This is a genomic window from Streptomyces sp. NPDC005866, assembly GCF_040629895.1.
GTDB lineage: Bacteria > Actinomycetota > Actinomycetes > Streptomycetales > Streptomycetaceae > Streptomyces.
In genome coordinates this window covers 151,108-176,635 of the sequence record NZ_JBEXWP010000002.1, presented here as the reverse complement: position 1 = coordinate 176,635, position 25,528 = coordinate 151,108, and the positions used below count along the sequence as shown (strand labels likewise).

Genomic DNA, 25,528 nt, shown 5'->3' with positions numbered 1-25,528 from the left:
GGCCGTGTCTCCGGGCGCTGACACTGTCCGGATGGCGAGAATCCGTTGAGTGGTGGCAGTATCGCCGCTTCTGCAAGATCCTCCGGCCGCCTACGGTCGAGGCCGTGACCAAGTTCCTCCTCGCCGTCCATGTCCTCGCGGCGATCGTCGCGATCGGTCCCGTCACCGTCGCCGCCAGCATGTTCCCGCCGGCCGCCAGGCGCGCCATCGATGCGCCCGACGACGTCCGTGCCGCCGAGACCCTCCAACTGCTGCACCGGATCTGCCGGGTGTACGCCGTCGTAGGCGTCGCCGTCCCCGTGTTCGGGTTCGCCACGGCGAGCAACATGCATGTGCTGGGCAGTGCCTGGCTGATCACGTCGATCGCGCTCACCGCGCTAGCGGCGCTCGTGCTGGCCGCGCTGGTACTGCCGCGGCAGAGCGCGCTGCTGGACGGTGGGGGTGTTACGCGGAAGGCAACCGCCCAACTCGCCATGTTCACCGGGATGTTCAACCTCCTCTGGGCCACCGTGACGGTGTTGATGATCGTGCGGCCGGGATCGACGACGAGCGCCTGAGCCACTCTCGGGTTTCTGTTATCGCGGCCGTTCCCGCCCGTCTCCCAGGGCATGCACACGACTCGACAGATCAGCCGCCGGAGCATGCTGCAGGCTTCGGGAGCGGCGGTGGGGGCCGCCGCGGGGATCGCCGCCACGGGCGGTCCCGCCTCCGCCGCCGGGGCCGCCTACGCCCATCCCGGTCTGCTGCACACCCGTACCGATCTCGACCGCATGGCCGCCAAGGTGAAGGCGGGCGCCGCGCCCTACACGGCCGGGTTCGCCCGGCTCACCGCCAACCCGCATGCGCAGAGCGGCTGGCAGGGGCGACCGCAGGCCGTGGTCTACCGGGGCTCGGGCACCCCGGAGAACTACGCGCTCCTCTACAACGACATCCACGCCGCCTACCAGAACGCCCTGCGCTACCACGTCACCGGCGAGAGCCAGTACGCCAACACCGCCGTCGCCGTCCTCAACGCCTGGTCGTCGGCCCTCACCGCGGTCAACGGTTCCGCCGACCGGTTCCTGGCCGCCGGGCTGTACGGCTACCAGTTCGCCAACGCCGCCGAACTCGTCCGCGACCACGGGGACTTCGAGCTCGCCCGGTTCCAGGAGATGCTGAGCAAGCTCTTCGGCGCGGTGAGCGACGACTTCCTCGTCCGGCACAACGGCGCCGTCATCTCCAACTACTGGACCAACTGGGACCTCGCCGCCATGGTCTGTGTCCTCGCCACCGGCATCTTCTGCGACGACCGCACCCAAGTCGCCCGCGCGGTCGACTACTTCAAGCACGGCGCCGGGCTCGGCTCGATCAGGAACGCCATTCCTGTCGTGTACGACGACGGACTCGCCGAGTGGCTGGAAGCCGGGCGCGATCAGGGCCACGCACTCCTCGGGGTGGGCCTGATGGGCACGTTCTGCGAGATGGCCTGGAACCAGGGGATCGACCTGTACGGGTACGACGACAGCCGGTTCCTCAAGGGGGCGCAGTACGTCGCCAAGTGGAGCATGGGCGGGCAGGTGCCATTCAGCGCGAGCACGCGGCGGAAGGGGGCGATCGGCGGGTGGTCCGGGAGTGAGACGGTGACCGCCGCGGCGGCCGTCGACCCGCAGGTGACCCGTCCCGTCTGGGCGATGATCGCCAACCACTACACCAAGCGGCGGGGCATGTCGGCGACGTACCTCACGCAGATCGCGGCGAAGGCCGCGCCGGAAGGCGGGGGCGGGGACTACGGGCCGAACAGTGGAGGGTACGACCAACTCGGTTTCGGCACGTTGACGTTCACGCGGGCACGGGCGGAGCCGGCAGGGGGTGCGACGTCCTCCCCGAGTCCGACGGCACCGGCATCGGCGTCCGCGTCCTCTTCGGCCTCGGCGTCGGCGTCGTCTTCCCCGTCGGCCATGGGCAAGGGCGACGACCTCGCCGCCACCGGGTCCGGTGATGTCGTCGGGTGGACCGCGGCCGCGGGGATCACTGCGCTGGCGGGTGGGCTGCTGTTGCTGCGAAGGCGGGGACGCCGGGCCGACTAGGCAACGGTCACCGAGGTCGGACAGACCGGCCACCGACCGCGGGGCCGGGCGGACACCGGCCTTGCTCCACCCGTGGGTCCTGGCCACCCGTTCGGCCGTATGCGGGCGGCTCGGGGGCTTCTCTCCCCGCCCCGAGCCGCCAGGATGGCCGGAGGATCACGCCATGGTGCGGGCGAACCGCGAGCGTCTGGAGACACACACCGGTGACCGTTCTCAACGACCCCGAGCACTCGGCCGTCCCCCATTACGACAGTGAGGTGCCGCTACGAGGCCGGCAGCCCGGCAGTGTCGTGGTGACGTGGCTGACGACCACCGACCACAAGACCATCGGCACGCTGTATCTGACCACGTCGTTCACGTTCTTCCTGATGGGTGGCGTGATGGCGTTGCTCATGCGCGCCGAGCTCGCCCGGCCGGGCCTGCAGATCGTCTCGAAGGAGCAGTTCAACCAGGCGTTCACGATGCACGGCACGATCATGCTGCTGTTGTTCGCGACGCCGCTGTTCGCCGGCTTCACGAACTGGATCATGCCGCTGCAGATCGGCGCGCCGGACGTCGCCTTCCCGCGGCTGAACATGTTCGCCTACTGGCTCTACCTGTTCGGTGGGCTCATCGCGGTGGGTGGCTTCCTCACCCCGCAGGGTGCGGCCGACTTCGGCTGGTTCGCCTACACCCCGCTGTCGGACGCGACCCGCACCCCGGGCCTCGGCGGCGATCTGTGGGTCATGGGTCTGGCTCTCTCCGGCTTCGGCACCATCCTCGGTGCGGTCAACTTCATCACCACCATCGTCTGCATGCGGGCCCCCGGCATGACCATGTTCCGCCTGCCGATCTTCGTGTGGAACGTGCTGCTGACCTCCGTCCTGGTCCTCTTCGCCTTCCCGGTCCTTGCCGCCGCACTGTTGGCCCTGGAGGCGGACCGCAAGTTCGGCGCCCATGTGTTCGATGCCGCGAACGGCGGACCGCTGCTCTGGCAGCACCTCTTCTGGTTCTTCGGCCACCCGGAGGTGTACATCATCGCGCTGCCGTTCTTCGGCATCGTGACCGAGATCCTCCCGGTCTTCTCCCGCAAGCCCGTCTTCGGCTACATGGGCCTCGTCGCGGCGACCATCGCGATCGCCGGTCTGTCCATCACCGTCTGGGCGCACCACATGTTCGTCACGGGAAGCGTCCTGCTTCCCTTCTTCTCCTTCATGACCTTCCTGATCGCGGTCCCGACCGGTGTGAAGTTCTTCAACTGGATCGGCACCATGTGGAAGGGCTCGGTGTCGTTCGAGACGCCCATGCTGTGGGCGACGGGCTTCCTCGTGACGTTCCTGTTCGGTGGCCTGACCGGTGTCATCCTGGCCTCGCCGCCGATGGACTTCCACGTCTCCGACTCGTACTTCGTGGTGGCGCACTTCCACTACGTGGTCTTCGGTACGGTCGTCTTCGCGATGTTCGCCGGCTTCCACTTCTGGTGGCCGAAGATGACGGGCAAGATGCTCGACGAGCGCCTAGGCAAGATCACCTTCTGGACGCTGTTCGTCGGCTTCCACGGGACCTTCCTGGTCCAGCACTGGCTGGGCGCCGAGGGCATGCCGCGTCGTTACCCCGACTACCTGGCGGCCGACGGCTTCACCGCCCTCAACACGATCTCGTCGATCAGTTCCTTCCTGCTCGGGCTGTCGATGCTGCCGTTCCTCTACAACGTGTGGAAGACGGCCCGGTACGGCAAGCCGGTCGGCGTCGACGACCCGTGGGGCTTCGGCCGTTCGCTGGAGTGGGCAACCTCCTGCCCGCCGCCGCGGCACAACTTTGTAACCCTGCCGCGGATCCGCAGCGAATCCCCGGCGTTCGACCTGCACCACCCCGACATCGCCCTGGCCGAGGCCGAGGCCCACGGCGTCCACTCATGACCGACGCGAGACACCGAGTGGGCGGCAGGCCGCAGCGGGGAACCGGCCAGGACCTCGGCAACGAGGTGGAGGGATACCTGCTGTGGCGGGCCCGGATCGCGGAGGCCGAACAGCGGGCGCGGGACTTCACCCGGGGCATGGACTGGCTGACCACGTCCCAACGCGAGGAGGTCGAACGCCACTACGTCGACGACAGCCTCCGGCACGCCCGGCAGGACCTCGAACGGATCGCCGCCCGGTGTGTGTCCCTGCGGGGCGAGTACGAGCGGCGCTACCGAGGACTGCGGGCGCGCTGGGTGGGATGGGCGCTGGCCGTGTGCGGGGGCGTCGCCTTCCTGGCGGCGGCCGTGTCACTGGGCCGCTGAAGGATCCTGTCTCCCGCCCTCGGCGCCGCTCAAGACACCGCTGTCTCCCACCCTCGGCGCCGCTCAAGACACCGCTGTCTCCCACCCTCGGCGCCGCTCAAGACACCGCTGTCTCCCGCCCCTACGTGCCGCCGTCCCTACGCGGACGCGTTCGCCGTCCCGCCCGGTGCCGCCGTCAGCGGTGTCGCGATGTCCTCCAGCGATCGGCGCTCCGCGTTCACCGCGCACACCACCGCCACCAGCCCGGCCGCGCACATCAGCCCCGCGCCGATCTGGAACGCCAGGACCGTGTCGGCCACCTTCCCCGTCCCCGTCAGGTCGGCGAAGAGCAGTGGGCCGCTGATGCCGCCCGCCGCCGTGCCCAGCGCGTAGAAGAACGCGATCGACATCGCCCTCGTCTCCATCGGGAAGATCTCGGACACCGTCAGGTACGCGCTGGACGCTCCCGCCGACGCGAAGAACAGGACGCCGCACCAGCACGCCGTCAGCGTTCCCGCCGTCAGCACACCGCGGTCGAACAGCCACGCCGTGAGGAACAGCAACAGCCCCGAGAGGAGGTACGTCGACGAGATCATCACCCTCCTCCCCACCGTGTCGAACAGCTTGCCCAGCAGCAGGGGACCCAGGAAGTTGCCGACCGCGATGACCGCGAAGTAGTACCCCGTGTCGCCCGTGGGCACGTTGAAGAACTTCGTGAGGATCGCGCCGAAGCCGAAGGTGATCGCGTTGTAGAGGAACGCCTGACCGATGAAGAGGGAGAAGCCGAGGACGGCCCGGCGGCGGTAGTCGTGGAAGACCGTGCGGGCGATCTCGGCGAAGGTGACGCCGCGCCGCTGGTGGATCACCAGTTCGCCCGCCGGTTCGGGGAGCGGCTCGCCCTTCTCGGCCTCCACCCGGCGCTCGATCGAGGAGACGATCTCCTCCGCCTCCCGCTCCCTGCCGTGGATCAGCAGCCAGCGCGGGCTCTCCGGGATGTTCCGTCGTACCAGCAGGATGACCAGGCCCAGGACGACGCCCAGCGCGAAGGTCAGGCGCCAGCCCACGTCCTTCGCCAGGAAGTCCGTGTTCAGCGCGACGATCGAGAGCAGCGAGCCGCCGACCGCGCCCACCCAGAAGCTGCCGTTGATGATGAGGTCCACGCGGCCGCGGTAGTACGCCGGGATCAGTTCGTCGATCGCTGAGTTGATCGCCGCGTACTCGCCGCCGATGCCGAAGCCGGTCAGGAAGCGGAAGGTGAAGAACCACCAGGGGGCGAAGGAGATCGACGTCAGGGCCGTGGCGGCCAGGTAGACCGCCAGGGTGATCATGAAGAGATTCCTGCGGCCGTAGCGGTCGGTCAGGCGGCCCCAGAAGAGGGCGCCGAAGCAGGCTCCGGCCACGTACAGCGCGGCCGCCATGCCGGTGACCTGTGACGAAGAGATCGCGAGCCCGCTGCCCGGTTCCGACAGACGGCTCGCGATGTTGCCCACGACCGTGACCTCAAGGCCGTCCAGGATCCAGACCGTGCCGAGGCCGATGACGATCGTCCAGTGCCAGCGGGCCCAGGGTAGGCGGTCCAGGCGGGCCGGAATGCGGGTGGTGATCGTCCGGCCGCCGTCCGCCCCTTCCACGTCCACGTCCGCACCCGTAGCCATCCGCGCCTCCTCGCCGGCGAGAGAACACAATCGGCAGGCGAGTGCCCCGCCGCGAGCGTTCGAAGCGCGCTACGCTCCCAGCGCCCGCGACACCGTGAAGATCAGCACACCGGCCAGCGACCCCACCACCGTGCCATTGATCCGGATGAACTGCAGATCACGCCCGATGTTCGCCTCGATCTTCCGGGTGGTGTGCTCGGCGTCCCAGCCCGCGACCGTGTCGGTGATCAGGGACGTGATCTCCTTGCGGTACGTCGACACCACGTGCACGGCCGCGCCCTCGACCCAGCTGTCGACCTTGTTCTGGACCTTGGGTTCGTTGGCCATCCGGGCACCAAGGGAGATCAGGGAGGCGCGGACGCGCAGCCGCAGCTCGCTGCGTTCGTCCTCGGCCGCCGAGACGATCATGGACCGTACGGCCGTCCAGGCGGACGCGATCAGGTCCTGCACCTCGCCACGGCCCAGGATCTCGCCCTTCAGCCGCTCGACCCGGGCCCGGGTGTCGGTGTCGGACTGGAGGTCGTTCGCGAAGTCCGTGAGGAAGCGGTCGAGGGCGCCGCGCGCCGGGTGCGACGGCATGTCCCGCGTCTCGGCGCAGAAGCGCAGCAGCTCCTTGTAGACGCGCTCGCCGACCCGCCGGTCGACGAACCGGGGTGTCCAGCCGGGGGCCCCGCCCTGGACGGCGTCCATCACGGAGTCCCCGTGCAGCACCAGCCAGTCGTGCGCCCGGGTGACGATCAGGTCCACGAACCGCTTGTGACCGCCGTCCGCGACGACCCGCTCCAGCATCTTGCCGATACCGGGGGCTATCTCCTGGGCGTCGGCCCGCCGGGTGATCGCCTCGCCGACCACGGCCTGCACGTCGGAGTCCCGCAGCACGGTCAGGGCGCCGCGCAGCGCGGTCGCCAGTTCGGCCGTCACCCGGTCGGCGTTCTTCGGCTCCGCCAGCCACGCGCCGAGCCGGCTGCCGATGCCGACGGCGCGCAGCCGCTGTCGTACGACGTCCTGGGAGAGGAAGTTCTCACCGACGAACTCGCCCAGCGAGACACCCAGCTGGTCCTTCTTCGTCGGGATGATCGCGGTGTGCGGGATGGGCAGGCCGAGCGGGTGCCGGAACAGGGCGGTCACCGCGAACCAGTCGGCGAGCGCGCCGACCATGCCCGCCTCGGCGGCCGCGGCCACATAGTCCGCCCAGGTACCCGCGCCCGCGCCGGACGCCCACTTGGCCAGGACGTACACCAGGGCGACGAGCAGCAGCAGGCCGGTCGCCGTGCGCTTCATGCGTCGTACGCCGCGCTGGCGCTCCTCGTCGGCGGGCGTGAAGGCGTTCATGGACTTGTAGGACGGGGGCGCGGCGGACCGGCCGACCGGCTGGGCCCCCTGGCCGGCCGCCCGGCCATCCGTCCTGCCATCCGCCCGGCCGCCCCTGTCCGGCGTTTCCGTACGTTCCTCCATCTGCTCCACCCGTTCGCAGCCGGTCTCACCCTCATGGTGATCCCGCACATATTGTCCCTTCCTGAGCTACTCCTGGAACGGAACAAGAGTTCCCGTCGTCTGTCTGTTCGGGAAACTCCGGCAGGGCCGGGCCAGTGGAGGCCTGTCCGTCGGTGGTCCCGCGCGGGCCGGTGGGGGCCGATCGCGCAGTTCCCCGCGCCCCTGGGGCGGCTGCCCGGACGCCTCTCCACAGTCCGGCGCCCCCGAGACGGGTGCCTCGCCCACGCCGCGGCGGCGGTGCCGCACCGGCCGGTCGTTCGCCGCGGGCCGGTGGGGGCCGATCGCGCAGTTCCCCGCGCCCCTGGGGCGGCTGCCCGGACCCCCCTCCACAGTCCGGCGCCCCCGAGACGGGTGCCTGCCCACGCCCACGCCGCGACGGCGGTGCCGCACCGGCCGGTCGTTCGCCGCGGGCCGGTGGGGGCCGATCGCGCAGTTCCCCGCGCCCCTGCGGCGGCTGCCCGGACCCCCCTCCACAGTCCGGCGCCCCCGAGACGGGTGCCTCGCCCACGCCGCGGCGGCGGTGCCGCACCGGCCGGTCGTTCGCCGCGGGCCGATGAGGGCCGATCGCGCAGTTCCCCGCGCCCCTGGGGCGGCTGCCCGGACGCCTCTCAACATGCCCGGCGCTCCTGGGTGGGTTGTTCTCCTCGGCGTTCAGCCGCGTTGCTGCCTGCGCTTCTCGCGTGACTCCTGGCGGGCCGCGTGCAGTTCGTGGCGGGACGACCTGCGGTCCAGCTTCTGCTGGCGGCGTTCCGCCTTCGTGACCTTGTGTTCCACCTCGACGCCGCCCCAGAAGGCCAAGCCCGTCACGATCACCCGCGGAGCGTTCGGGTCCGGCGGTGTGCCCTCCTCGCGGTGGTCGAAGCCGCCCATGATGCCGATGCCACGCATCACCACTTCCACCCCCGGCGGCACGAGCACGCTGATCCCGCCCATGATCGCGACACAGTTGATCTCGATCTCACGGTCCGCGAAGTTCGCCTCGCGCAGGTCGATCTCGCCGCCGCCCCAGAACGCGACGGAGTTGAAGCGTTTGGGCGCGGTCCAGCGGCCCTTGCGCTGGAACCCGGACATCACGGCCACCGCCCAGGAGGACGAGCCCTCGCCACCGACTATCCGGCTCCCCCAACTCCCGCTCTCGCAAGGTGACTTGCTCAGCGACAGCGACACCGCCGGCGAACCGGCCGCCGCGGGCAGATCCCTCGTGATCGGCGTCAGCTCCCCGTAGGTACGGGCCTTGTACGTCGCCTCCAGCCGCTCCTCGAACTCCTCCATGTCGAGCCGCCCCTCCGCGAGGGCGTCCCTGAGGACCTCGGCGACTCGTTCGCGATCGGCGTCGGAGGCACGCAACTCCGGGGCTGGGTCGGTCATAGAGTGCAGACTACGAGTTCCGGTCGCCGGGCACTATGCCGTCGGACGCTCCCACGGGGGTCGAGGGCGTCCGGCCTCCCCCGGTGTCCCCCAGGGAACGCAGCATCTTCGCGATCACCGTCTCGATGTCCGGTTCCCGGACGGAGAGGTCCACCAGGGGATACTCCGCCGCGATGCGCGCCACCAGCGGCGCCGCCGACTCCGACGCCGGGAACGCCAGCCACTGCCGTGGCCCCTCCACCTTCACCACCCGCGCCGACCCGCCCACCTCGACCGGCGGCAGCTCCCGCTCCAGATCCACCACCAGGGTGCGTTCGCTCTCCCCCGCCTCGTGCAGGCCGGCGAGCGGGCCGTCGTACATCAGCCGCCCGTGGTCGATGACCATCACGCGCGAGCACAACTGCTCGATGTCCTGGAGGTCATGGGTGGTCAGCAGGACCGTGGTGCCGTGCTCCTCGTTCAGCTCCCGGAGGAACTCGCGGACCTTGGCCTTGGAGATGACGTCCAGGCCGATCGTCGGCTCGTCGAGATAGAGCACCTCGGGGTCGTGCAGCAGCGCCGCCACGATGTCCCCGCGCATCCGCTGGCCGAGTGAGAGCTGCCGTACCGGGACGTCCAGCAGACTCTCCAGGGAGAGGAGTTCGACCAGACGGTCCAGGTTCTCGGTGTAACGCGCGTCCGGGATGCGGTACATGCGGTGCATCAGGCGGTACGAGTCGATCAGTGGGAGGTCCCACCACAGTGTCGTCCGCTGGCCGAAGACCACGCCGATACGGTGGGCCAGTTTCGTGCGCTCGCGCGACGGGTCGATCCCCGCGACCCGCAGCCGGCCGCCGCTCGGCGTCAGGATCCCCGTCAGCATCTTGATCGTCGTCGACTTCCCGGCGCCGTTCGGGCCGATGTAGCCGACCATCTCGCCGCGCTCCACCGTGAAGGAGAGCGCGTCGACCGCCCGTACCTGCCGCCGCTCGCGTTTCAGGAAGCCGGTCTTCCGCCGGACCTCGAAGACCTTCTCCACCCCGTCGACCTCGATGAACATCATCAACTCCCCGTGCTCCGATACGACCTGAGCCCCGCCCGCCACGCCAGAGCCGCCAGCGCGCAGCACACCACCGCCACCAGCGGCGGCAACCACGCCGTCCACTCCGGGAGCCGCAGCGGATACGGCCGCCCCAGCACATACGCGGCCGGCACCCAGTTGACGAAGGCCAGCGGCAACAGGAACGTCACCCCGCGTACGAAATCCTTCCCGAACACCGTCGGCGGGTACTGGAGCAGCGTCGTACCGCCGTAGGTGAACGCGTTCTGCACCTCGGCCGCGTCCTGCGCCACGAACTGGAAGGTGGCGCCCGCCAGGAACAGCGCGCAGAAGATCACCGCGCCGCTGATCACGGTCAGCGGCACCAGCAGCACCTTGGCCGCCGTCCAGTCGACGTCCACGGCGGCCAGCGCGTACCCCAGCACCAGCCCGCCCTGGACGACCCGGCCGAGGCGGCGCAGCGCGAAGCGGTCCGCGCCGAGCTGGGCGAGCACCGGAGCCGGACGGACCAGCAGCGTGTCGAAGGAGCCGTCGCGGATCCGGGTGCCCAGCACGTCCATCGAGCCGAAGGCCAGGTCGGCGAAGCCGAACGCGGTCACGGACAGCCCGTACAGGAAGGCCACCTCGGGCATGGTCCAGCCGCCGAGCCGGTCGACCTGCGTGAACATCAGCAGGATCGTGGCGAAGTCCAGGCCGGTCACCGTCAGGTTGCCGACCATCGTGAGGACGAACGACGTGCGGTAGCTCAAAGAGGAACGGATCCACATCCCGGCGATCAGCCGGTACGCCCGCACACCCTCCGCCAGCCGGTACGCCCGCGGCGCCTCGCCGAGCCGCCGGTACCCGGCCACCCCGGACACCCCAACCTCACCCTCAACCTCATCCACCCTGGACCACCACCCGCCGTGTCGCCGCCGTCTGCACCAGCCGCCCCGCCGCCAGCAGCGCCACCGCCCACGCCGCCTGGAAGGCGTACGCGCCCAGCGGGCCGGTCTCCCCCAGCAGGACGTCCGCCGGCACCTGGAGCTGCGCCGCCCACGGCAGGGCCCGTACGACATCGCCGAGCGCGCCCGGGAAGACGTTCAGCGGCAGGGTCATCCCCGAGCAGAAGATCCCCAGGACCATCAGGGCCTGGCTGACGCCCATGCCGTCCATCAGCCAGAACACGCTCAGCGCCGCCAGGTAGCGGATGCCGAAGCTGACGACCATCGCGAGGAGCAGGGAAACGGCGAAGGCCGCCCAGGTCGCCACGTCCGTCGGCAGGGCCATCGGGAAGAACAGCGCGCCGAAGAGGAACGGAATCACCCCCCGCCCCAGCAACTGGAACAGCGACCGGCCCAAATCCATCGCCAGCCACCACAGCTGAAGATCGGCCGGACGGTACAGGTCGATCGCGATCTCACCCGTGCGGATACGCTCCATCAGGTCTTTTTCCACGCCCCCGCCCTGAATGGCGAGCGTCGCGTACAGGCACTGCCCCAGCCACACATAGGTGACCGCCTGCGCCTGGTCATAGCCTCCGAGGTGCGGCTTCTCATCCCAGAGCGCCAGGTACGTGTACACGAGGATGATCCCGAAGGCCGTGTTGGTGAACACCCCGGCGGCGGTCGCCGCCCGGTACGTCGCGTACCGTCTGAAACCCCCCGCCGCGACGGCCGAGTACAACCGTCCCACGCCCACGCCAACCGACCTCCCGGACCGCCCGACACCGAAGCGCTGGAGCCTACTGCGCCGACGACATCGCAGGCCACGCAATTTCTGTGACCGAAGCGTGCCGGAATCCGGGAACGGAACGCATGGTGCGAGAGTCTTCAGCAGGGGGCCGCAGAAGCGTACGAGGTCGTACGGGTATGAACGTACGACGCGAAACAGGAGTCCGTGCACCACATGAGCGACGAGCCGCAGCCGCAACAGCCGAACCAGAGCGGCAGGGGCCCGACACAACCACCGGCGGCCACCGAGGAGACGAAGGGGGGCGAGAAGAAGATGAAACGTCCCGGGCGGACCGGATGGCGGCGGATCTTCCCGACCTGGCGCACGATGCTCAGCACCTTCGTGATCGGCATACTCCTGCTGACCGGCCTGTTCTTCCTCGGCTACTCGATGGTGAAGATCCCGGCGGCCAACGCGTTCGCCACCAAGCAGAGCAACGTGTTCCTGTACGCCGACGGCTCCCAGCTCGCCCGGGACGGCGAGGTCAACCGGGAGAACGTCACCCTCGCCCAGGTCTCCAAGGACGCCCAGCACGCCGTGCTCGCCGCCGAGGACCGCGACTTCTACACCGAGTCCGCCGTCGACCCCAAGGCGATGCTGCGGGCCGGCTGGAACACCGCGACCGGCAAGGGCACCCAGTCCGGCTCGACGATCACCCAGCAGTACGTGAAGAACTACTACCTCGCGCAGGAGCAGACCGTCACCCGCAAGGTGAAGGAGTTCTTCATCTCGATCAAGCTGGACCGCTCCGAGCCCAAGGACAAGATCCTGCAGGGCTACCTCAACACCAGCTACTTCGGCCGCAACGCCTACGGCATCCAGGCCGCCGCCCAGGCCTACTACGGCAAGGACGCCACCGACCTCGACCCGGCCCGCGCCGCCTACCTCGCCGCGCTCGTCAACGCGCCCAGCGAGTACGACGTCGTCGCCCACCCCGAGAACAAGACGGCGGCCGTCGCCCGCTGGCACTACGTCCTGGACGGCATGGTCAAGAAGGGCTGGCTCACCCGGTCCGAGCGGGCCGGCATGAAGTTCCCGATGCCCAAGGAGCAGACCGCCTCCACCGGCATGTCCGGGCAGCGCGGCTACCTCGTCGAGGCGGTCAAAAGCTACCTCGTCAAGAACAACATCGTCGACGCCGGCTCCCTGGAGGCCGGCGGCTACCGCATCACCACCACCATCGAGAAGGACAAGCAGGACGCCTTCGTCAAGGCGGTCGACGACAAGGTGATGTCCAAGCTCGACAAGAAGAACAACAAGGCCGACAACTATGTGCGGGCCGGCGGCGCCTCGGTCGACCCCAAGACCGGCAAGGTCGTCGCGATGTACGGCGGCGTCGACTACGTGAAGCAGTACACCAACGGCGCGACCCGCGGTGACTTCCAGGTCGGCTCCAGCTTCAAGCCCTTCGTGTTCGCCTCCGCCGTCGACAACGGCTCCAGCACCCAGTCCGGCCAGACCATCACCCCGAACACCTACTACGACGGCACCAACCAGCGCCCCGTCCAGGGCTGGCCCGGCGGCGCCTACGCACCGGAGAACGAGGACCAGAAGTCCTACGGCGAGATCACCGTCCGCAAGGCCACCGACCTGTCGGTGAACGCCGTGTACGCGCAGATGGCCGTCGACGTCGGCCCGTCCAAGGTCAAGCAGACCGCCGTCGACCTGGGCATCCCCTCCGACACCAAGGACCTCCAGCCCTACCCGTCCATCGCCCTCGGCACCGCCACCGCCAGTGTCCTGGACATGGCGGAGGCGTACGCCACGCTCGCCAACCACGGCAAGCACGGCACGTACACGATGGTCCAGAAGATCACCAAGGCCGGTACGGAGGACGTCAAGCTACCGGACTCGGCACCCAAGCAGGCCGTCAGCCGCCAGGCCGCCGACACCACAACCTCGATCCTGCAGAGCGTGGTCGACAACGGCACCGCCACCGCCGCCCAGGCCGCGGGCCGCCCGGCGGCCGGCAAGACCGGCACCGCCGAGGAGGACACCGCAGCCTGGTTCGCGGGCTACACCCCCGACCTCGCCACCGTGGTCTCCGTGATGGGCCAGGACCCGGTCACCGCCGCCCACAAGCCCCTCTACGGCGCGCTCGGCCTCGCCCGCATCAACGGCGGCGGGGCCCCCACCGAGATCTGGGCGCAGTACACCAAGGACGCCCTGCAGAGCACCACGGCCTCCACCTTCGACCTCGACCTCCAGCCCGGCGCCGAGACCGTGGCCCCGCCCAGCCAGGACTCGGCCACCCCGGGCACCGGCGGCCAGGACAACGGCGGCACGACCGGCGGGAACCAGGACAACGGCGGCACCGTCGGCGGCGCCCAGGACAACGGCGGCACGACGGACGGCTCCACCACCGCCGGCACCAGCGACGGCGGCACCACGGACGGCTCCACCACCAACGGCTCGGCCACGTCCGGCACGGCGACCCCCGGCACGGACGCCGGGACGACGACAGCAGGCACCGACTCCGGCACATCCACCGGCACCACCACCGACGGCACCAGCACGGGTACGACGACCGGAACCACCGACGCCGGAACCACGACCGGGACGCCGGCCAGCGACAACGGCGGCTTGGGATTCCAATAGCCGGCGTTCTCCTTGCTCAGCGACCTCTGCCTAGGCCATGACAGTAGAAAGGGCTGGTGACCGCAGTCACCAGCCCTTTTCTGCCGCCCTACCGTCCCATCACAGATACAGGCCGGTCGAGTCCTCCGAGCCCTCGAACCGGTCGGCGGCCACCGCGTGCAGATCGCGCTCACGCATCAGCACATAGGCCACACCGCGCACCTCGACCTCGGCACGGTCCTCCGGGTCGTACAGCACCCGGTCACCGGGCTCCACCGTCCGCACATTCTGCCCGACCGCCACCACCTCTGCCCAGGCCAGCCGGCGCCCGACGGCCGCCGTGGCGGGAATGAGAATCCCACCGCCCGACCGCCGCTCACCCTCGCCGGTCTCCTGCTTGACCAGGACCCGGTCGTGCAGCATGCGGATGGGCAGCTTGTCGTGATGGGTGTCGTTTCTGTTGGCGCTCACGCCTTTGAACCTACCTACTTCTGTTCAGCTCTTACGCCGTCGGGTACCGAGGACCAGCAGCCCGACCACGCCCGCGGCGACGAGCGCGACGGGCACGACACGCTCCAGGCGAGGCGCGCCCTCCTCGTCCACGAACTGCGCCTTCACATCGCTCACGACCCGGTTGACCTGGACGTAGGCCCGCCCGAGTGTGTGATCGACGTTGGCCGCGACCTTGGCCTTCGCATCGCCGACGATGGTCTTCGGATGCACCCGCACCCCGATCTCGTCCAGCGTCTCGGCCAGCACATCGCGGCGGTGCTTGATGTCCGCCTCGATCTGCGCCGGGGTTCTGGTGTCCGACGTATCCGCCACCGTAGGCCCTCCGAAGTCTGCCGTACTGCCTGTTCTGGACAGTCTGTCAGTTCTCGCCGCCGCCGCACTGCCAGGACCCCCCGTTACGCTGGAACGATGAGCGAGCGACTCCAGCCCGGGGACGTAGCCCCCGACTTCACCCTCCCCGACGCCGACGGCAACGAGGTGTCCCTCTCCGCCCACAAGGGCCGCAAGGTCATCGTCTACTTCTACCCGGCCGCGCTGACGCCAGGCTGCACGAAGCAGGCCTTCGACTTCACGGACAACCTCGACCTGCTGGCCGACGCGGGCTACGACGTCATCGGCATCTCCCCCGACACGTCGGAGAAACTCATCAAGTTCCGCGAGAAGGAGCACCTCAGGGTCACCCTCCTCGCCGACCCCGAGAAGAAGGTCCTGGACGCGTACGGCGCGTACGGCGAAAAGATGAACTACGGCAAGACGTACATGGGCGTCATCCGCTCCACGATCATCGTGGACGAGCAGGGCAAGGTGGAACGAGCCCTCTACAACGTCCGCGCCACCGGCCACGTAGCCAAGATCATCAAGGACCTGGGCATCTGACCCCTCACGCCCACCCACGGCCCGCCCCGGAAACCCCCGGCGCGGGCCGTCCCCCTTTCCGTGCGTGACCGTCCGATAAACGGTTCGTTACTCCGTACGGGCTGCGAACACGCGGCCGGAACGGAGGGGGCTCGATGGGAGCGAGTGCGTACACCAAGGAGCGGCTGGAGGAGGCGGCTCGGGGGGCGCGGACGTTGACGGAGGCGTTGGGGAGGTTGGGGGTGGATCCGAGGAGTTCGACGCGGCGGTATGTGTTCCAGCGGATGAAGAAGCTGGGGGTTGATGTGTCGCACTTCGAGCGGGAGGGGGTGAAGTGGACGCGGGAGATCCTTCAGTCAGCGGTCTCGGCCTCGACGAACATGTGCGAGGTACTCCGGCATCTCGGGCTTGAGGTGGTCGGCGGACACCACACGCACATCAGCCGCCGGATCAAGACATACGGCATCGACATCTCGCACTTCCAGGTACCGACCCAGCGAGGCAGGACATGGCGTCCCCGCACACCGGAGGCTCTGCTCGTCGAACAGCCGGTCGGCCAGGCTCGGCGCATCCCGAGCGACCGGCTCAGGTGGGCGATGACGGCGACAGGCATGCCGGAGCGCTGTGCGATGTGCGGCACTGACGCTGTGTGGCGAGGGCGCTCGCTCCCCTTGGAGGTCGACCACATCAACGGCAACTGGCGCGACAACCGCATCGGGAATGTGCGGTTCCTGTGCCCCAACTGCCATTCGACGACGGACAGCTACCGGGGGCGCGGCAAAGGCAGGACTTCGTGAGCAGCGGCGTGCGGTACACCCGGGAGCAGTTGGCCGAAGCAGCCACGCGGTGTTCCGACATCGACGAGGTCATCGCCTTCTTCGGCACCCGGCCGTATGGCCAACTGCGCCGCCATCTCTTCCGGCGCTTCGACCACTTCGGAATCGACATCTCGCATATGCGAGGGAGGCGAGCGAAGACATCACCTTCCAAACCGGCCCCCGACGTGCTGCGCCGAGCGGTCCAGGAAGCGGCATCCATCGCCGAGACGCTCCGCGCTCTGGGGATGGAGCCCTACAACGGCAGGCTGCGCGCTCAACTCCGTCGTTGGGTGACCGAGGACGGTCTCGACACCTCCCACTTCCTGGGGCAGGCGCATCAACGGGGCGGCCCGGGCACCACGCCACTCAGGCACGCCGACGACATCCTGGTCCGCCACGACGGCATCCGGCGGACCAGAACCCACCTGCTCCGCCGGGCCCTCCTGGAAGTAGGCGTGCCCGAGGAGTGCGCCGAGTGCGGCACCGGCCCCGAATGGCTCGGCAAGCCCATGACGCTGGAGGTCGACCACATCAGCGGGGATTGGAGCGACGACCGACGACAGAACCTTCGGCTGCTGTGCCCCAACTGCCACGCGACCACGGCCACCTGGTGCCGAGGCGGCGGACGCCGTAAGGCCTAGCCCCGTACACTGGGCAAGCAAAACGGCAGGATGAGAAATGTCCGTTTTGGGGCGGTCGTGGCGAAATAGGCGATACGCGCGGGTTTTAGGTGCCCGTGGGAGAAATCCCGTGTGGGTTCGAGTCCCACCGGCCGCACCCGAACAGAGGGGCCGTCCGTCTGGTCGGCCCCTCTGTCATGCGTCAGCCCAGCAACTCCCGCACCACCGGCAGCAGCCCTCGGAACGCCTTCCCCCGGTGGCTGATCGCGTTCTTCTCCTCGGGGCTCAGCTCCGCGCATGTTCGGGTCTCGCCCTCCGGCTGGAGGATCGGGTCGTAGCCGAAGCCGTTCGTGCCGGACGGGGTGTGCCGGAGGCGTCCCCGCAGCCGGCCCTCGACCACGCGCTCCGTGCCGTCCGGCAGGGCGAGTGCTGCCGCGCAGGCGAAGTGGGCGGCCCGGTGTTCGTCGGCGATGTCCGAGAGCTGGGCCAGGAGCAGGTCCAGATTGGCCTTGTCGTCGCCGTGGCGGCCGGCCCAGCGGGCGGAGAAGATGCCGGGGGCGCCGTTGAGGACGTCGACGCAGAGGCCCGAGTCGTCGGCGACCGCCGGGAGGCCCGTGGCCCGGGCCAGGGCGTGGGCCTTGAGGAGCGCGTTCTCGGCGAAGGTGACGCCCGTTTCCCTGACGTCGGGGATCTCGGGGTACGCGTCGGCGCCCACCAGTTCGTGGGGCAGCCCCGCCTCGGCGAGGATGGCGCGGAGCTCGGTGATTTTTCCGGCGTTGCGGGTGGCGAGGATCAGGCGGGTCGTCATGACACGCAGTATCGCAAGGGCCCGGGTTGCGGGTTACGGCGTGCAGACCTTCGTCAGTTCGCCGGCCGCGTCGGTGACCGGGGTGACGTCGGGGGTCGAGTCGCCGTTCCTGATGGCCGTGCGGACGTTGTCCACGGCGCGGTCGAGGTCGTCGACGGCCTTGTTGACGTCGGCGTCGTCCGTCCTGTCGCCGATCTTCTTCAGGTTCCGCTGGATCGAGTCGAGGGAGGCGTCGGCCTGGGTGGGGTCGTTGGCCGCGTTCTCGACGGCCTGTTGGAGGTCGGTGACGCTGTCGGCTATGGAGTCGGCGGTCTGGACGCAGTCCAGGGCCTTGTTCACGGCGTCGCAGCCGGTGAGGCCGATGGTGAGCGCGGTGGTCGCGGCTACGGCGGCGACGGCGGTGACAAGACGGCCTCGGCGTCGGCTGGCGGCCATGACGGTGTTCCCCTCCCGTTGATGAACTGGCCGGGCGCACGGTGTTCGTGCCGTGCGCCCGTATCTATGGGGACGCGGGGTCGGCCGCCCGGGTTGCCCTGTCGCACCTCGGGTTTTTTATGTCCCTTTACTTCGTGAGGGCGTCTTCGTGAGCGCTACTTCGTGAGGGTTACGTCGAGCGCCGCCCGCTGGATCACGGCGAGTTCGGTGCAGCCGGCGACGGCGAGGTCGAGGAGGGCGTCGAGTTCGTCGCGGGCGAAGGGTTCGGCCTCGGCGGTGCCCTGCACCTCGACGAAGCGGCCGTCGCCGGTGCAGACGACGTTCATGTCGGTGTCGGCCTTGACGTCTTCCTCGTAGCAGAGGTCGAGGAGGGGGACCGCGCCGACGATGCCGACGGAGACGGCCGACACCGTGCCGGTCAGGGGCTGGCGGCCGGCCTTGATGAGCTTGCGTCCCTTCGCCCAGGCGACGGCGTCGGCGAGGGCGACGTACGCGCCGGTGATCGCGGCGGTGCGGGTGCCGCCGTCGGCCTGGAGGACGTCGCAGTCGAGGACGATGGTGTTCTCGCCGAGCGCCTTGTAGTCGATGACCGCACGCAGGGAGCGGCCGATGAGGCGGGAGATCTCGTGGGTGCGGCCGCCGATCTTGCCCTTGACGGACTCGCGGTCGCCTCGGGTGTTGGTGGCGCGGGGCAGCATGGCGTACTCCGCGGTGACCCAGCCCTCGCCGCTGCCCTTGCGCCAGCGGGGGACGCCTTCGGTGACGGAGGCGGTGCAGAAGACCTTGGTGTCGCCGAAGGAGACGAGGACGGAGCCCTCGGCGTGCTTGCTCCAGCCGCGTTCGATGGTGACCGGGCGGAGTTGTTCGGGGGTTCGGCCGTCGATTCGAGACATGGCCATGAGCCTATCCGGAGCGGCAGAAGGGGCTCGTCCCGAGGCGGGAGGAGCCCCTTGGAGGTGAGCCGGGGGGCTCACATCATGTCTTCGATCTCCGCGGCGATCGGGTCGGCGTCGGTGCCGATGACGACCTGGATGGCGGTGCCCATCTTGACGACGCCGTGGGCTCCGGCGGCCTTCAGGGCGGTTTCGTCGACCAGCGAGGCGTCGTGCACCTCGGTGCGCAGGCGGGTGATGCAGCCCTCGATCTCGTCGATGTTGTCGATTCCGCCGAGGCCGGCGACGATCTTCTCAGCCTTGCTGGCCATGTTGTCTCTCCCTGATCCGAACCGCTTTGTCGCAGTAACCCACAGTTGGCCCATCTTTGCGAGCGGTTGTGCCGTGTGTGCCGAATGATGGCGAGCACTGCGGCGGAACCGTCGTCAACTGGTCTACACCAGCTGATGGGCGGTCGCCAAACCCCTGCCGTGGAGCCGAGCGGCCCGGAGGACGCGCCCATGAGTGCCGAGAGCGCCGACAGTACGGTCAGTCCCGCGCGGGAGCGGTGGAACGGTCTTTTCCAGGGGCTGCAGAAGATGGGCCGGAGTCTGCAGCTGCCGATCGCGGTGCTGCCGGCGGCGGGGATCCTGAACCGGCTGGGGCAGCCTGATGTGTTCGGTGAGAAGGGCCTTGGCTGGACGGATGTCTCCAAGGTGATGAAGGGCGCGGGCGGTGCGCTGCTCGACGGGTCGATCGGGCTTCCGCTGCTGTTCTGCGTGGGGGTCGCGATCGGGATGGCGAGGAAGGCGGACGGTTCGACGGCGCTGGCGGCGGTGGCGGGCTTCCTCGTCTATTACGGCGTGCTGCATCAGTTCCCGCAGGACTGTCCGGGCGGGTCCAGGGCTGTGCCGGGGGTCGGCTGTCAGGTGAGTGACGGCTCGGTGTCGGCGTTCACGTTCCAGAACCCCGGCGTCTTCGGCGGGATCGCGATGGGGCTGCTGGCGGCCTACTTCTGGGCGCGTTTCCACCGCACGCGGCTGGTGGACTGGCTGGGCTTCTTCAACGGGCGGCGGCTGGTGCCGATCATCATGTCGTTCGTCGCGATCGTCTTCGCGGTGTTGTGCCTGTGGGTGTGGCCGCCGATCGGCGGCGGGCTGGAGAGTTTCAGCCACTGGCTGCGGGACGCGGGTGCGTGGGGTGCGGGGGTGTTCGGGGTGGCGAACCGGGCGTTGCTCGTCATCGGTCTGCACCAGTTCCTGAACGTGCCCATCTGGTTCCAGTTCGGCAGTTACACCACGCCCGACGGCCAGACGGTGCACGGCGACATCAACATGTTCCTGGCGGGCGATCCGCATGCGGGTCAGTTCACCTCGGGGTTCTTCCCGATCATGATGTTCGCGCTGCCGGCGGCCGCGCTCGCCATCACGCACTGCGCGAAGCCGCATCGGCGTAAGGAGATCGGCGGTCTGATGCTGTCGGTGGCGCTGACGTCGTTCGTCACGGGGATCACCGAGCCGATCGAGTACTCGTTCCTGTTCATCGCCCCGGTGCTGTACGCGGTGCACGCGCTGCTGACGGGGGTGTCGATGGCGGTGACGTGGGGGCTGGGGGTGCACGACGGGTTCAGTTTCTCGGCGGGGCTCATCGACTACGTCATCAACTGGAACCTGGCGACCAGGCCTTGGGCCATCATCCCGATCGGCCTGTGCTTCGCGGCCGTCTACTACGTCATCTTCCGGTTCGCCATCACGAGGTTCGATCTGAAGACTCCGGGAAGGGAGCCGGAGGACGAAGTGGAGGACGTCACCAAGGCTTAGGCGGAGGGTCGACGCAGGGCGTACAAAGCGTAGTTCTCCGGTTGCGGAATTGACGGGTTCCTTATAAGGCCACCATCGTGTACAACAGGTCTACACCACTGAGTGGTGTAGACCACCACCCGATGGAGGAAGTCTATGAGCACCGCCACCGCGCCCATGGCGGCCCCCGCGAAGAAGCGGGGATCCGGGCTGTTCCAAGGCCTGCAGAAGGTCGGACGCAGCCTCCAGCTCCCGATCGCCGTGCTGCCGGCGGCGGGGCTGCTGCTCCGCTTCGGTCAGCAGGACATCCACGACAAGCTGCATCTGCCCGACAAGGTCACTGCGGTGTTCGCCACGGCGGGTGGCGCGATCTTCGACAACCTCCCGATGCTGTTCTGTATCGGTGTCGCGATCGGCTTCGCCAAGAAGTCGGACGGCTCCACCGCGCTGGCCGCCCTGGTCGGCTTCCTGGTCTACAGCAATGTTCTGAAGGCGTTCCCGGTCACCGAGGCGAAGGTCCAGGCGGGCGCGGACATAGCCGCGACCTACAACAACCCCGGTGTGCTGGGCGGCCTGGTGATGGGTCTGCTGGGCGCGGTGGTCTGGCAGCGCTTCCATCGGACCAGGCTGGTGGACTGGCTCGGCTTCTTCAACGGCCGCCGCCTCGTCCCGATCATCATGGCCTTCGTCGGCACGGTGATGGGTGTCTTCTTCGGTCTGGTCTGGAAGCCCGTCGGTGACGGCATCTCCAACTTCGGCGAGTGGATCACGGGTCTGGGCGCCTTCGGTGCCGGTCTGTTCGGTCTGATCAACCGCGCGCTGATCCCGGTCGGCATGCACCAGTTCGTGAACACCGTCTCCTGGTTCCAGATCGGCGACTTCAAGAACGCGTCCGGCCAGATCGTCCACGGTGACCTCACCCGCTTCTTCGCCGGTGACCCGACGGCCGGTCAGTTCATGTCCGGCTTCTTCCCCATCATGATGTTCGGCCTCCCCGCCGCTACCCTCGCCATCGCGCACACCGCCCGCCCGGAGCGCCGCGCGGCCGTGATGGGCATGATGATGTCGATGGCGCTGACCTCGTTCGTGACGGGTGTGACCGAGCCGATCGAGTTCACCTTCATGTTCATCGCGCCGATCCTGTACGCGATCCACGCGGTGCTCACCGCCCTGTCCATGGCGATCACCTGGGCGCTCGGGGTGCACGCGGGCTTCACCTTCTCCGCGGGTGTCATCGACTACGCGCTCAACTGGAACCTGGCCACCAAGCCCTGGCTGATCATCCCGATCGGCCTGGTGTTCGGAGCGATCTACTACTTCGTCTTCCGCTTCGCGATCATCAGGTTCAACCTGCCCACCCCGGGCCGCGAGCCCGAGGAGGAGGTCGAGGACCTCACGAAGGCGTGAGAACCGTCCCGGCACGACCGAGGCCCCCGCGGACACCACACCCGCGGGGGCCTCGTCGTACATACAGGCCTGAACCCCGTAGTACGACGTGTCAGATCTCGTAGATGACGCTGGGCGCCGCGAGGTCCACCGGGCCGTAGAAGACCTCTCGGGCGTCGGCGAGGTTGACGGCGGGGTCGGTCCACGGCGGGATGTGGGTGAGGATCAGCCGGCGGGCGCCGGCGCGGGCGGCCGACTCTCCGGCCTCGCGGCCGTTGAGGTGCAGGTCCGGGATGTTCTCCTTGCCGTGCGTGAAGGCCGCCTCGCACAGGAACAGGTCGGTGTCCCGGGCCAGCTCGTCGAGTGTCTGTGTGACGCCGGTGTCGCCCGAGTACGTCAGCGACCTCCCCCCGTGTTCGACGCGGATGGCATACGCCTCGACGGGGTGGCGTACCCGCTCGGTGTGCACCGTGAAGGGGCCGATTTCGAACGTGGACGGCTTCACCGTGTGGAAGTCGAAGACCTCGCTCATCGAGGAGGCGGTGGGGGTGTCGGCGTAGGCCGTGGTGAGTCGGTGCTCGGTGCCCTCGGGGCCGTAGACCGGGATCGGGGGGCACGGGCCGCCGTCGTGGCGGTAGTAGCGCGCCACGAAGTAGGCGCACATGTCGATGCAGTGGTCGGCGTGCAGATGGCTCAGGAAGATCGCGTCGAGGTCGTAGAGACCGCAGTGGCGCTGCAGCTCGCCAAGGGCGCCGTTGCCCATGTCGAGGAGCAGCCGGAAGCCGTCGGCCTCGACGAGGTAGCTCGAACAGGCCGATTCCGCGGACGGGAACGACCCCGAGCAGCCGACGACGGTGAGCTTCATGAAGCAGAAACCTCCGTTGGCGGAACACCCGGAAGAACCGGGAAATGGAGTCGGAGAAAAAGAGGTGAGCGGGGGTCGTGCGGTTTGTCGAGCGTAAGGCGCAAAAGGGCCGGTCGCTCCTCCACCAGGGGCTGTTGTGGGCGAACTCACCTGTGGTGTCACCGGTTCGGCTGGACCGGGGGCGCGTGAGGATCGCGTAAGGGCGCGCATCGATTATCTCGCGCCGGTAACGTCGTCATATGGACACGTCATGGTGGCTCGCGCTCGCGGCAGTGGTGCTGCTGGCGCTGGTCGCCACGCTCGTCGACGGGTGGGGCCGGGGGCACCGGCCGCGCGGGTACCGCACCCGCCCGCCGGGGCATCCGCGCGGTCCGCGGGTAAGGACGGGCCTGCCCCATCCGGGGGACATCTGGTGGGCCAACGTGCCCTACGAGGACGGCCCGGGCACCAAGGACCGGCCCTGTCTGGTGCTGGCGGTGCGCGGCAACCAGGCGACCGTCGCCAAGATCACCAGCAAGTACCACGACGAGCGGGCCGGGGTGATCCCGCTGCCGCCGGGCTCGGTCGGGGACTCCCAGGGCCGGCCGAGTTTCCTGGAGACGGACGAGCTGCGCGAGGTCGCGGTGTGGGATTTCCGGCGCCGGGTGGGCGTGGTCGACCCGGTGCTGTGGGACCAGGTGCGGCACCTCGCCCCCTGAGGGTCACTTCACCCGTACGGTGACCTGCCACTCCTGGATGCCCTTGCAGGAGACCTGGCCGGGCGCGGTGGGTTCGGCGCACAGGGGGCGGGACGAGCTGAGGGTGACGGTGCCGGCGGCGACCGCCCGGTAGGCGGCGGAGGCGTCCCCGGGCTGGAGCACGATCCCGGCGTTGGTGGCCCGCAGCGCGGAGCCGCTCACCGTGACCGCCTTCCAGGGGCGCTGCGGGGTGCCGTCGAGGGTGAGCGCGATCTGCCCGCCGACCGCCATGCAGACCGTACGGCGGTCGTCGGCGGCGGTGAGCTCGGTACGGCTGACACAGCCGCCGGAGCCGGTGGACGCGCTGGGCGACGAGGCGCCGGCCGAGTCCGGCGGAGACACCGCGCCGCCGCCCTTGTCGCCGCTGCCGCTCTGCGAGCCGCAGCCCGCCAGCAGGAGGAGGGTCGCCGCGGCGAGCGACGCGCGGTGCAACGTCGTACGGGGCATGGGGTGTCCGCCTTTCCGTCGGGGAACGGACCCTTGGTGCCGATGTGACGTATCCGCCGGACGTACGGATCCCGCACCCGGACGGCTTCCGGGGGCGGGATCCGGTCACTGCGCGGGCGGGGTCAGCTGGTCGTGACGGCCGTGTCGTCGACGACGAAACTGGTATGGAGCGAGGAGTCCTCGACACCGCTGAACTTCAGGGTGACGGTCGAGCCAGCGCTCAGCCCCCTCATAGGAGGGGGTGGGCGCGTACATGATGAAGGTTAGGCCCAGAGCTGACCCTGGAGGGTCTCGATGGCTTCCTCGGTCGTGGCGGCCGTGTAGACCCCGGTCGACAGATACTTCCAGCCGCCGTCGGCGACGACGAACACGATGTCGGCGCTCTCGCCGGCCTGGACGGCCTTCTTGCCGACACCGATCGCGGCGTGCAGCGCCGCGCCGGTGGAGATGCCCGCGAAGATGCCCTCCTGCTGGAGGAGTTCCCGGGTCCGGGTCACGGCGTCCGCCGAGCCCACCGAGTAGCGGGTGGTGAGTACGGAGGCGTCGTACAGCTCGGGTACGAAGCCCTCGTCGAGGTTGCGAAGGCCGTAGACGAGGTCGTCGTACCGGGGTTCGGCGGCGACGATCTTCACCTCGGGCTTGTTCTCGCGCAGGTAGCGGCCGACGCCCATGAGGGTGCCGGTGGTGCCGAGTCCGGCGACGAAGTGCGTGACGGAGGGCAGGTCGGCGAGGATCTCCGGGCCCGTGGTGGCGTAGTGCGCCCCCGCGTTGTCCGGATTGCCGTACTGGTAGAGCATCACCCAGTCCGGGTGCTCGGCGGCGATCTCCTTGGCCACCCGCACGGCGGTGTTGGAGCCGCCGGCCGCCGGGCTGGAGATGATCTCCGCACCCCACATGCCCAGCAGGTCCCGGCGCTCCTGCGAGGTGTTCTCGGGCATCACGCACACCATGCGGTAGCCCTTGAGTTTGGCGGCCATCGCGAGGGAGATGCCGGTGTTGCCGGAGGTCGGCTCCAGGATGGTGCAGCCCGGGGTGAGCCGGCCGTCCTTCTCGGCCTGCTCGATCATGTGCAGGGCGGGGCGGTCCTTGACCGAGCCGGTCGGGTTGCGGTCCTCCAGCTTGGCCCAGATCCGGACGTCGGCGGACGGCGAGAGCCGCGGCAGGCGCACCAGGGGCGTGTTGCCGACCGCGGCCAGCGGGGAGTCGTAGCGCATGCCGG

The 25,528-nt window shown here is 69.2% G+C and carries 26 protein-coding genes and 1 tRNA gene; 12 read left to right on the top strand and 15 right to left on the bottom strand.

Annotated elements, in window-relative coordinates:
• Positions 1–104: 104 nt before the first annotated feature.
• The 4 genes from ABZ396_RS03245 to ABZ396_RS03230 all read left to right on the top strand — a co-directional run bounded on the left by ABZ396_RS03245 (position 105) and on the right by ABZ396_RS03230 (position 4,329).
• Positions 105–557, top strand: a complete 453-nt coding sequence (locus ABZ396_RS03245; protein ID WP_358922664.1) for a hypothetical protein — start codon at positions 105–107, stop codon at positions 555–557.
• Between the two features lie 84 nt (positions 558–641).
• Complete coding sequence (locus ABZ396_RS03240) at positions 642–2,066, top strand: alginate lyase family protein (protein WP_358922666.1); 1,425 nt, start codon at positions 642–644, stop codon at positions 2,064–2,066.
• A gap of 203 nt (positions 2,067–2,269) precedes the next feature.
• Complete coding sequence (gene ctaD / locus ABZ396_RS03235; protein ID WP_358922668.1) at positions 2,270–3,964, top strand: cytochrome c oxidase subunit I; 1,695 nt, start codon at positions 2,270–2,272, stop codon at positions 3,962–3,964.
• Positions 3,961–4,329, top strand: coding sequence for a cytochrome C oxidase subunit I (locus ABZ396_RS03230; protein ID WP_358922670.1), 369 nt, complete (start codon positions 3,961–3,963; stop codon positions 4,327–4,329). Before ctaD ends, ABZ396_RS03230 begins: the two co-directional genes overlap by 4 nt.
• Before the next feature lie 137 nt (positions 4,330–4,466).
• Here the strand turns inward: ABZ396_RS03230 and ABZ396_RS03225 are convergent, their stop codons facing one another.
• The 6 genes from ABZ396_RS03225 to ABZ396_RS03200 form a co-directional block, all read right to left on the bottom strand.
• Positions 4,467–5,963, bottom strand: coding sequence for an MFS transporter (locus tag ABZ396_RS03225; protein WP_358922672.1), 1,497 nt, complete (start codon positions 5,961–5,963; stop codon positions 4,467–4,469).
• A gap of 69 nt (positions 5,964–6,032) precedes the next feature.
• Positions 6,033–7,295, bottom strand: a complete 1,263-nt coding sequence (locus tag ABZ396_RS03220) for a DUF445 domain-containing protein (protein WP_358922724.1) — start codon at positions 7,293–7,295, stop codon at positions 6,033–6,035.
• Positions 7,296–8,108: 813 nt separating this feature from the next.
• Positions 8,109–8,825 (bottom strand): DUF1707 domain-containing protein, encoded by a 717-nt coding sequence (locus ABZ396_RS03215; RefSeq protein WP_358922674.1) that lies wholly within the window; start codon positions 8,823–8,825, stop codon positions 8,109–8,111.
• A gap of 10 nt (positions 8,826–8,835) precedes the next feature.
• Positions 8,836–9,867 carry an ATP-binding cassette domain-containing protein gene (locus ABZ396_RS03210; RefSeq protein ID WP_358922676.1) on the bottom strand — a complete coding sequence of 344 codons (1,032 nt, stop codon included), beginning with the start codon at positions 9,865–9,867 and terminating at the stop codon, positions 8,836–8,838.
• The gene (locus tag ABZ396_RS03205) at positions 9,867–10,631 is read right to left on the bottom strand and encodes an ABC transporter permease (RefSeq protein ID WP_358922726.1); all 765 of its coding nucleotides are present in this window, start codon (positions 10,629–10,631) and stop codon (positions 9,867–9,869) included. The genes ABZ396_RS03210 and ABZ396_RS03205 overlap by 1 nt, the downstream gene beginning before the upstream one ends.
• A 112-nt stretch (positions 10,632–10,743) precedes the next feature.
• Positions 10,744–11,544, bottom strand: a complete 801-nt coding sequence (locus ABZ396_RS03200) for an ABC-2 family transporter protein (RefSeq protein ID WP_358922677.1) — start codon at positions 11,542–11,544, stop codon at positions 10,744–10,746.
• A 207-nt stretch (positions 11,545–11,751) separates the two neighbouring features.
• On the opposite strand from ABZ396_RS03200, the gene ABZ396_RS03195 reads away from it, so the two are divergent.
• Positions 11,752–14,175 (top strand): transglycosylase domain-containing protein, encoded by a 2,424-nt coding sequence (locus ABZ396_RS03195; RefSeq protein ID WP_358922679.1) that lies wholly within the window; start codon positions 11,752–11,754, stop codon positions 14,173–14,175.
• A gap of 99 nt (positions 14,176–14,274) precedes the next feature.
• Here the strand turns inward: ABZ396_RS03195 and ABZ396_RS03190 are convergent, their stop codons facing one another.
• Both ABZ396_RS03190 and ABZ396_RS03185 read right to left on the bottom strand, forming a co-directional pair.
• A complete protein-coding gene (locus tag ABZ396_RS03190) occupies positions 14,275–14,625 on the bottom strand; it encodes a co-chaperone GroES (RefSeq protein ID WP_358922681.1) in 351 nt (116 codons plus the stop codon).
• Between the two features lie 24 nt (positions 14,626–14,649).
• On the bottom strand, positions 14,650–14,979 hold the full coding sequence (locus ABZ396_RS03185; protein ID WP_358922683.1) for a DUF3618 domain-containing protein: 330 nt from the start codon (positions 14,977–14,979) through the stop codon (positions 14,650–14,652).
• Positions 14,980–15,075: 96 nt separating this feature from the next.
• Here ABZ396_RS03185 and bcp point away from each other — a divergent pair, with 96 nt between their 5' ends.
• The 4 genes from bcp to ABZ396_RS03165 all read left to right on the top strand — a co-directional run bounded on the left by bcp (position 15,076) and on the right by ABZ396_RS03165 (position 17,117).
• On the top strand, positions 15,076–15,543 hold the full coding sequence (gene bcp / locus ABZ396_RS03180) for a thioredoxin-dependent thiol peroxidase (protein ID WP_358922684.1): 468 nt from the start codon (positions 15,076–15,078) through the stop codon (positions 15,541–15,543).
• A 134-nt stretch (positions 15,544–15,677) separates the two neighbouring features.
• Positions 15,678–16,319 (top strand): HNH endonuclease, encoded by a 642-nt coding sequence (locus ABZ396_RS03175; RefSeq protein WP_358922686.1) that lies wholly within the window; start codon positions 15,678–15,680, stop codon positions 16,317–16,319.
• Positions 16,316–16,981 carry an HNH endonuclease gene (locus tag ABZ396_RS03170; protein ID WP_358922688.1) on the top strand — a complete coding sequence of 222 codons (666 nt, stop codon included), beginning with the start codon at positions 16,316–16,318 and terminating at the stop codon, positions 16,979–16,981. The genes ABZ396_RS03175 and ABZ396_RS03170 overlap by 4 nt, the downstream gene beginning before the upstream one ends.
• A gap of 51 nt (positions 16,982–17,032) precedes the next feature.
• Positions 17,033–17,117 (top strand) — tRNA-Leu (locus tag ABZ396_RS03165).
• Positions 17,118–17,162: 45 nt separating this feature from the next.
• Here the strand turns inward: ABZ396_RS03165 and rdgB are convergent.
• The 4 genes from rdgB to ABZ396_RS03145 form a co-directional block, all read right to left on the bottom strand.
• The gene (gene rdgB, locus ABZ396_RS03160; RefSeq protein WP_358922690.1) at positions 17,163–17,768 is read right to left on the bottom strand and encodes an RdgB/HAM1 family non-canonical purine NTP pyrophosphatase; all 606 of its coding nucleotides are present in this window, start codon (positions 17,766–17,768) and stop codon (positions 17,163–17,165) included.
• 33 nt (positions 17,769–17,801) lie between these two features.
• Positions 17,802–18,203, bottom strand: coding sequence for a hypothetical protein (locus ABZ396_RS03155; protein ID WP_358922692.1), 402 nt, complete (start codon positions 18,201–18,203; stop codon positions 17,802–17,804).
• A 155-nt stretch (positions 18,204–18,358) separates the two neighbouring features.
• A complete protein-coding gene (gene rph, locus ABZ396_RS03150; RefSeq protein WP_358922694.1) occupies positions 18,359–19,096 on the bottom strand; it encodes a ribonuclease PH in 738 nt (245 codons plus the stop codon).
• Between the two features lie 77 nt (positions 19,097–19,173).
• Positions 19,174–19,407, bottom strand: a complete 234-nt coding sequence (locus ABZ396_RS03145; RefSeq protein ID WP_358922696.1) for a PTS glucose/sucrose transporter subunit IIB — start codon at positions 19,405–19,407, stop codon at positions 19,174–19,176.
• A 189-nt stretch (positions 19,408–19,596) separates the two neighbouring features.
• On the opposite strand from ABZ396_RS03145, the gene ABZ396_RS03140 reads away from it, so the two are divergent.
• Together ABZ396_RS03140 and ABZ396_RS03135 are read left to right on the top strand one after the other, a co-directional pair.
• Positions 19,597–20,895 (top strand): PTS transporter subunit EIIC, encoded by a 1,299-nt coding sequence (locus tag ABZ396_RS03140; RefSeq protein WP_358922698.1) that lies wholly within the window; start codon positions 19,597–19,599, stop codon positions 20,893–20,895.
• 135 nt (positions 20,896–21,030) lie between these two features.
• Positions 21,031–22,281 (top strand): PTS transporter subunit EIIC, encoded by a 1,251-nt coding sequence (locus ABZ396_RS03135; protein WP_358922700.1) that lies wholly within the window; start codon positions 21,031–21,033, stop codon positions 22,279–22,281.
• Positions 22,282–22,372: 91 nt separating this feature from the next.
• Here ABZ396_RS03135 and ABZ396_RS03130 read toward each other — a convergent pair whose 3' ends face one another.
• The gene (locus ABZ396_RS03130; RefSeq protein ID WP_358922702.1) at positions 22,373–23,125 is read right to left on the bottom strand and encodes an MBL fold metallo-hydrolase; all 753 of its coding nucleotides are present in this window, start codon (positions 23,123–23,125) and stop codon (positions 22,373–22,375) included.
• A gap of 239 nt (positions 23,126–23,364) precedes the next feature.
• Between ABZ396_RS03130 and ABZ396_RS03125 the strand changes: the two genes are divergently transcribed.
• The gene (locus ABZ396_RS03125; RefSeq protein WP_358922704.1) at positions 23,365–23,823 is read left to right on the top strand and encodes a type II toxin-antitoxin system PemK/MazF family toxin; all 459 of its coding nucleotides are present in this window, start codon (positions 23,365–23,367) and stop codon (positions 23,821–23,823) included.
• A 3-nt stretch (positions 23,824–23,826) separates the two neighbouring features.
• Here the strand turns inward: ABZ396_RS03125 and ABZ396_RS03120 are convergent, their stop codons facing one another.
• Both ABZ396_RS03120 and ABZ396_RS03115 read right to left on the bottom strand, forming a co-directional pair.
• Positions 23,827–24,309, bottom strand: a complete 483-nt coding sequence (locus tag ABZ396_RS03120) for a hypothetical protein (protein ID WP_358922706.1) — start codon at positions 24,307–24,309, stop codon at positions 23,827–23,829.
• A gap of 263 nt (positions 24,310–24,572) precedes the next feature.
• Positions 24,573–25,523 (bottom strand): cysteine synthase, encoded by a 951-nt coding sequence (locus ABZ396_RS03115; RefSeq protein WP_358922708.1) that lies wholly within the window; start codon positions 25,521–25,523, stop codon positions 24,573–24,575.
• Positions 25,524–25,528: the final 5 nt, after the last annotated feature.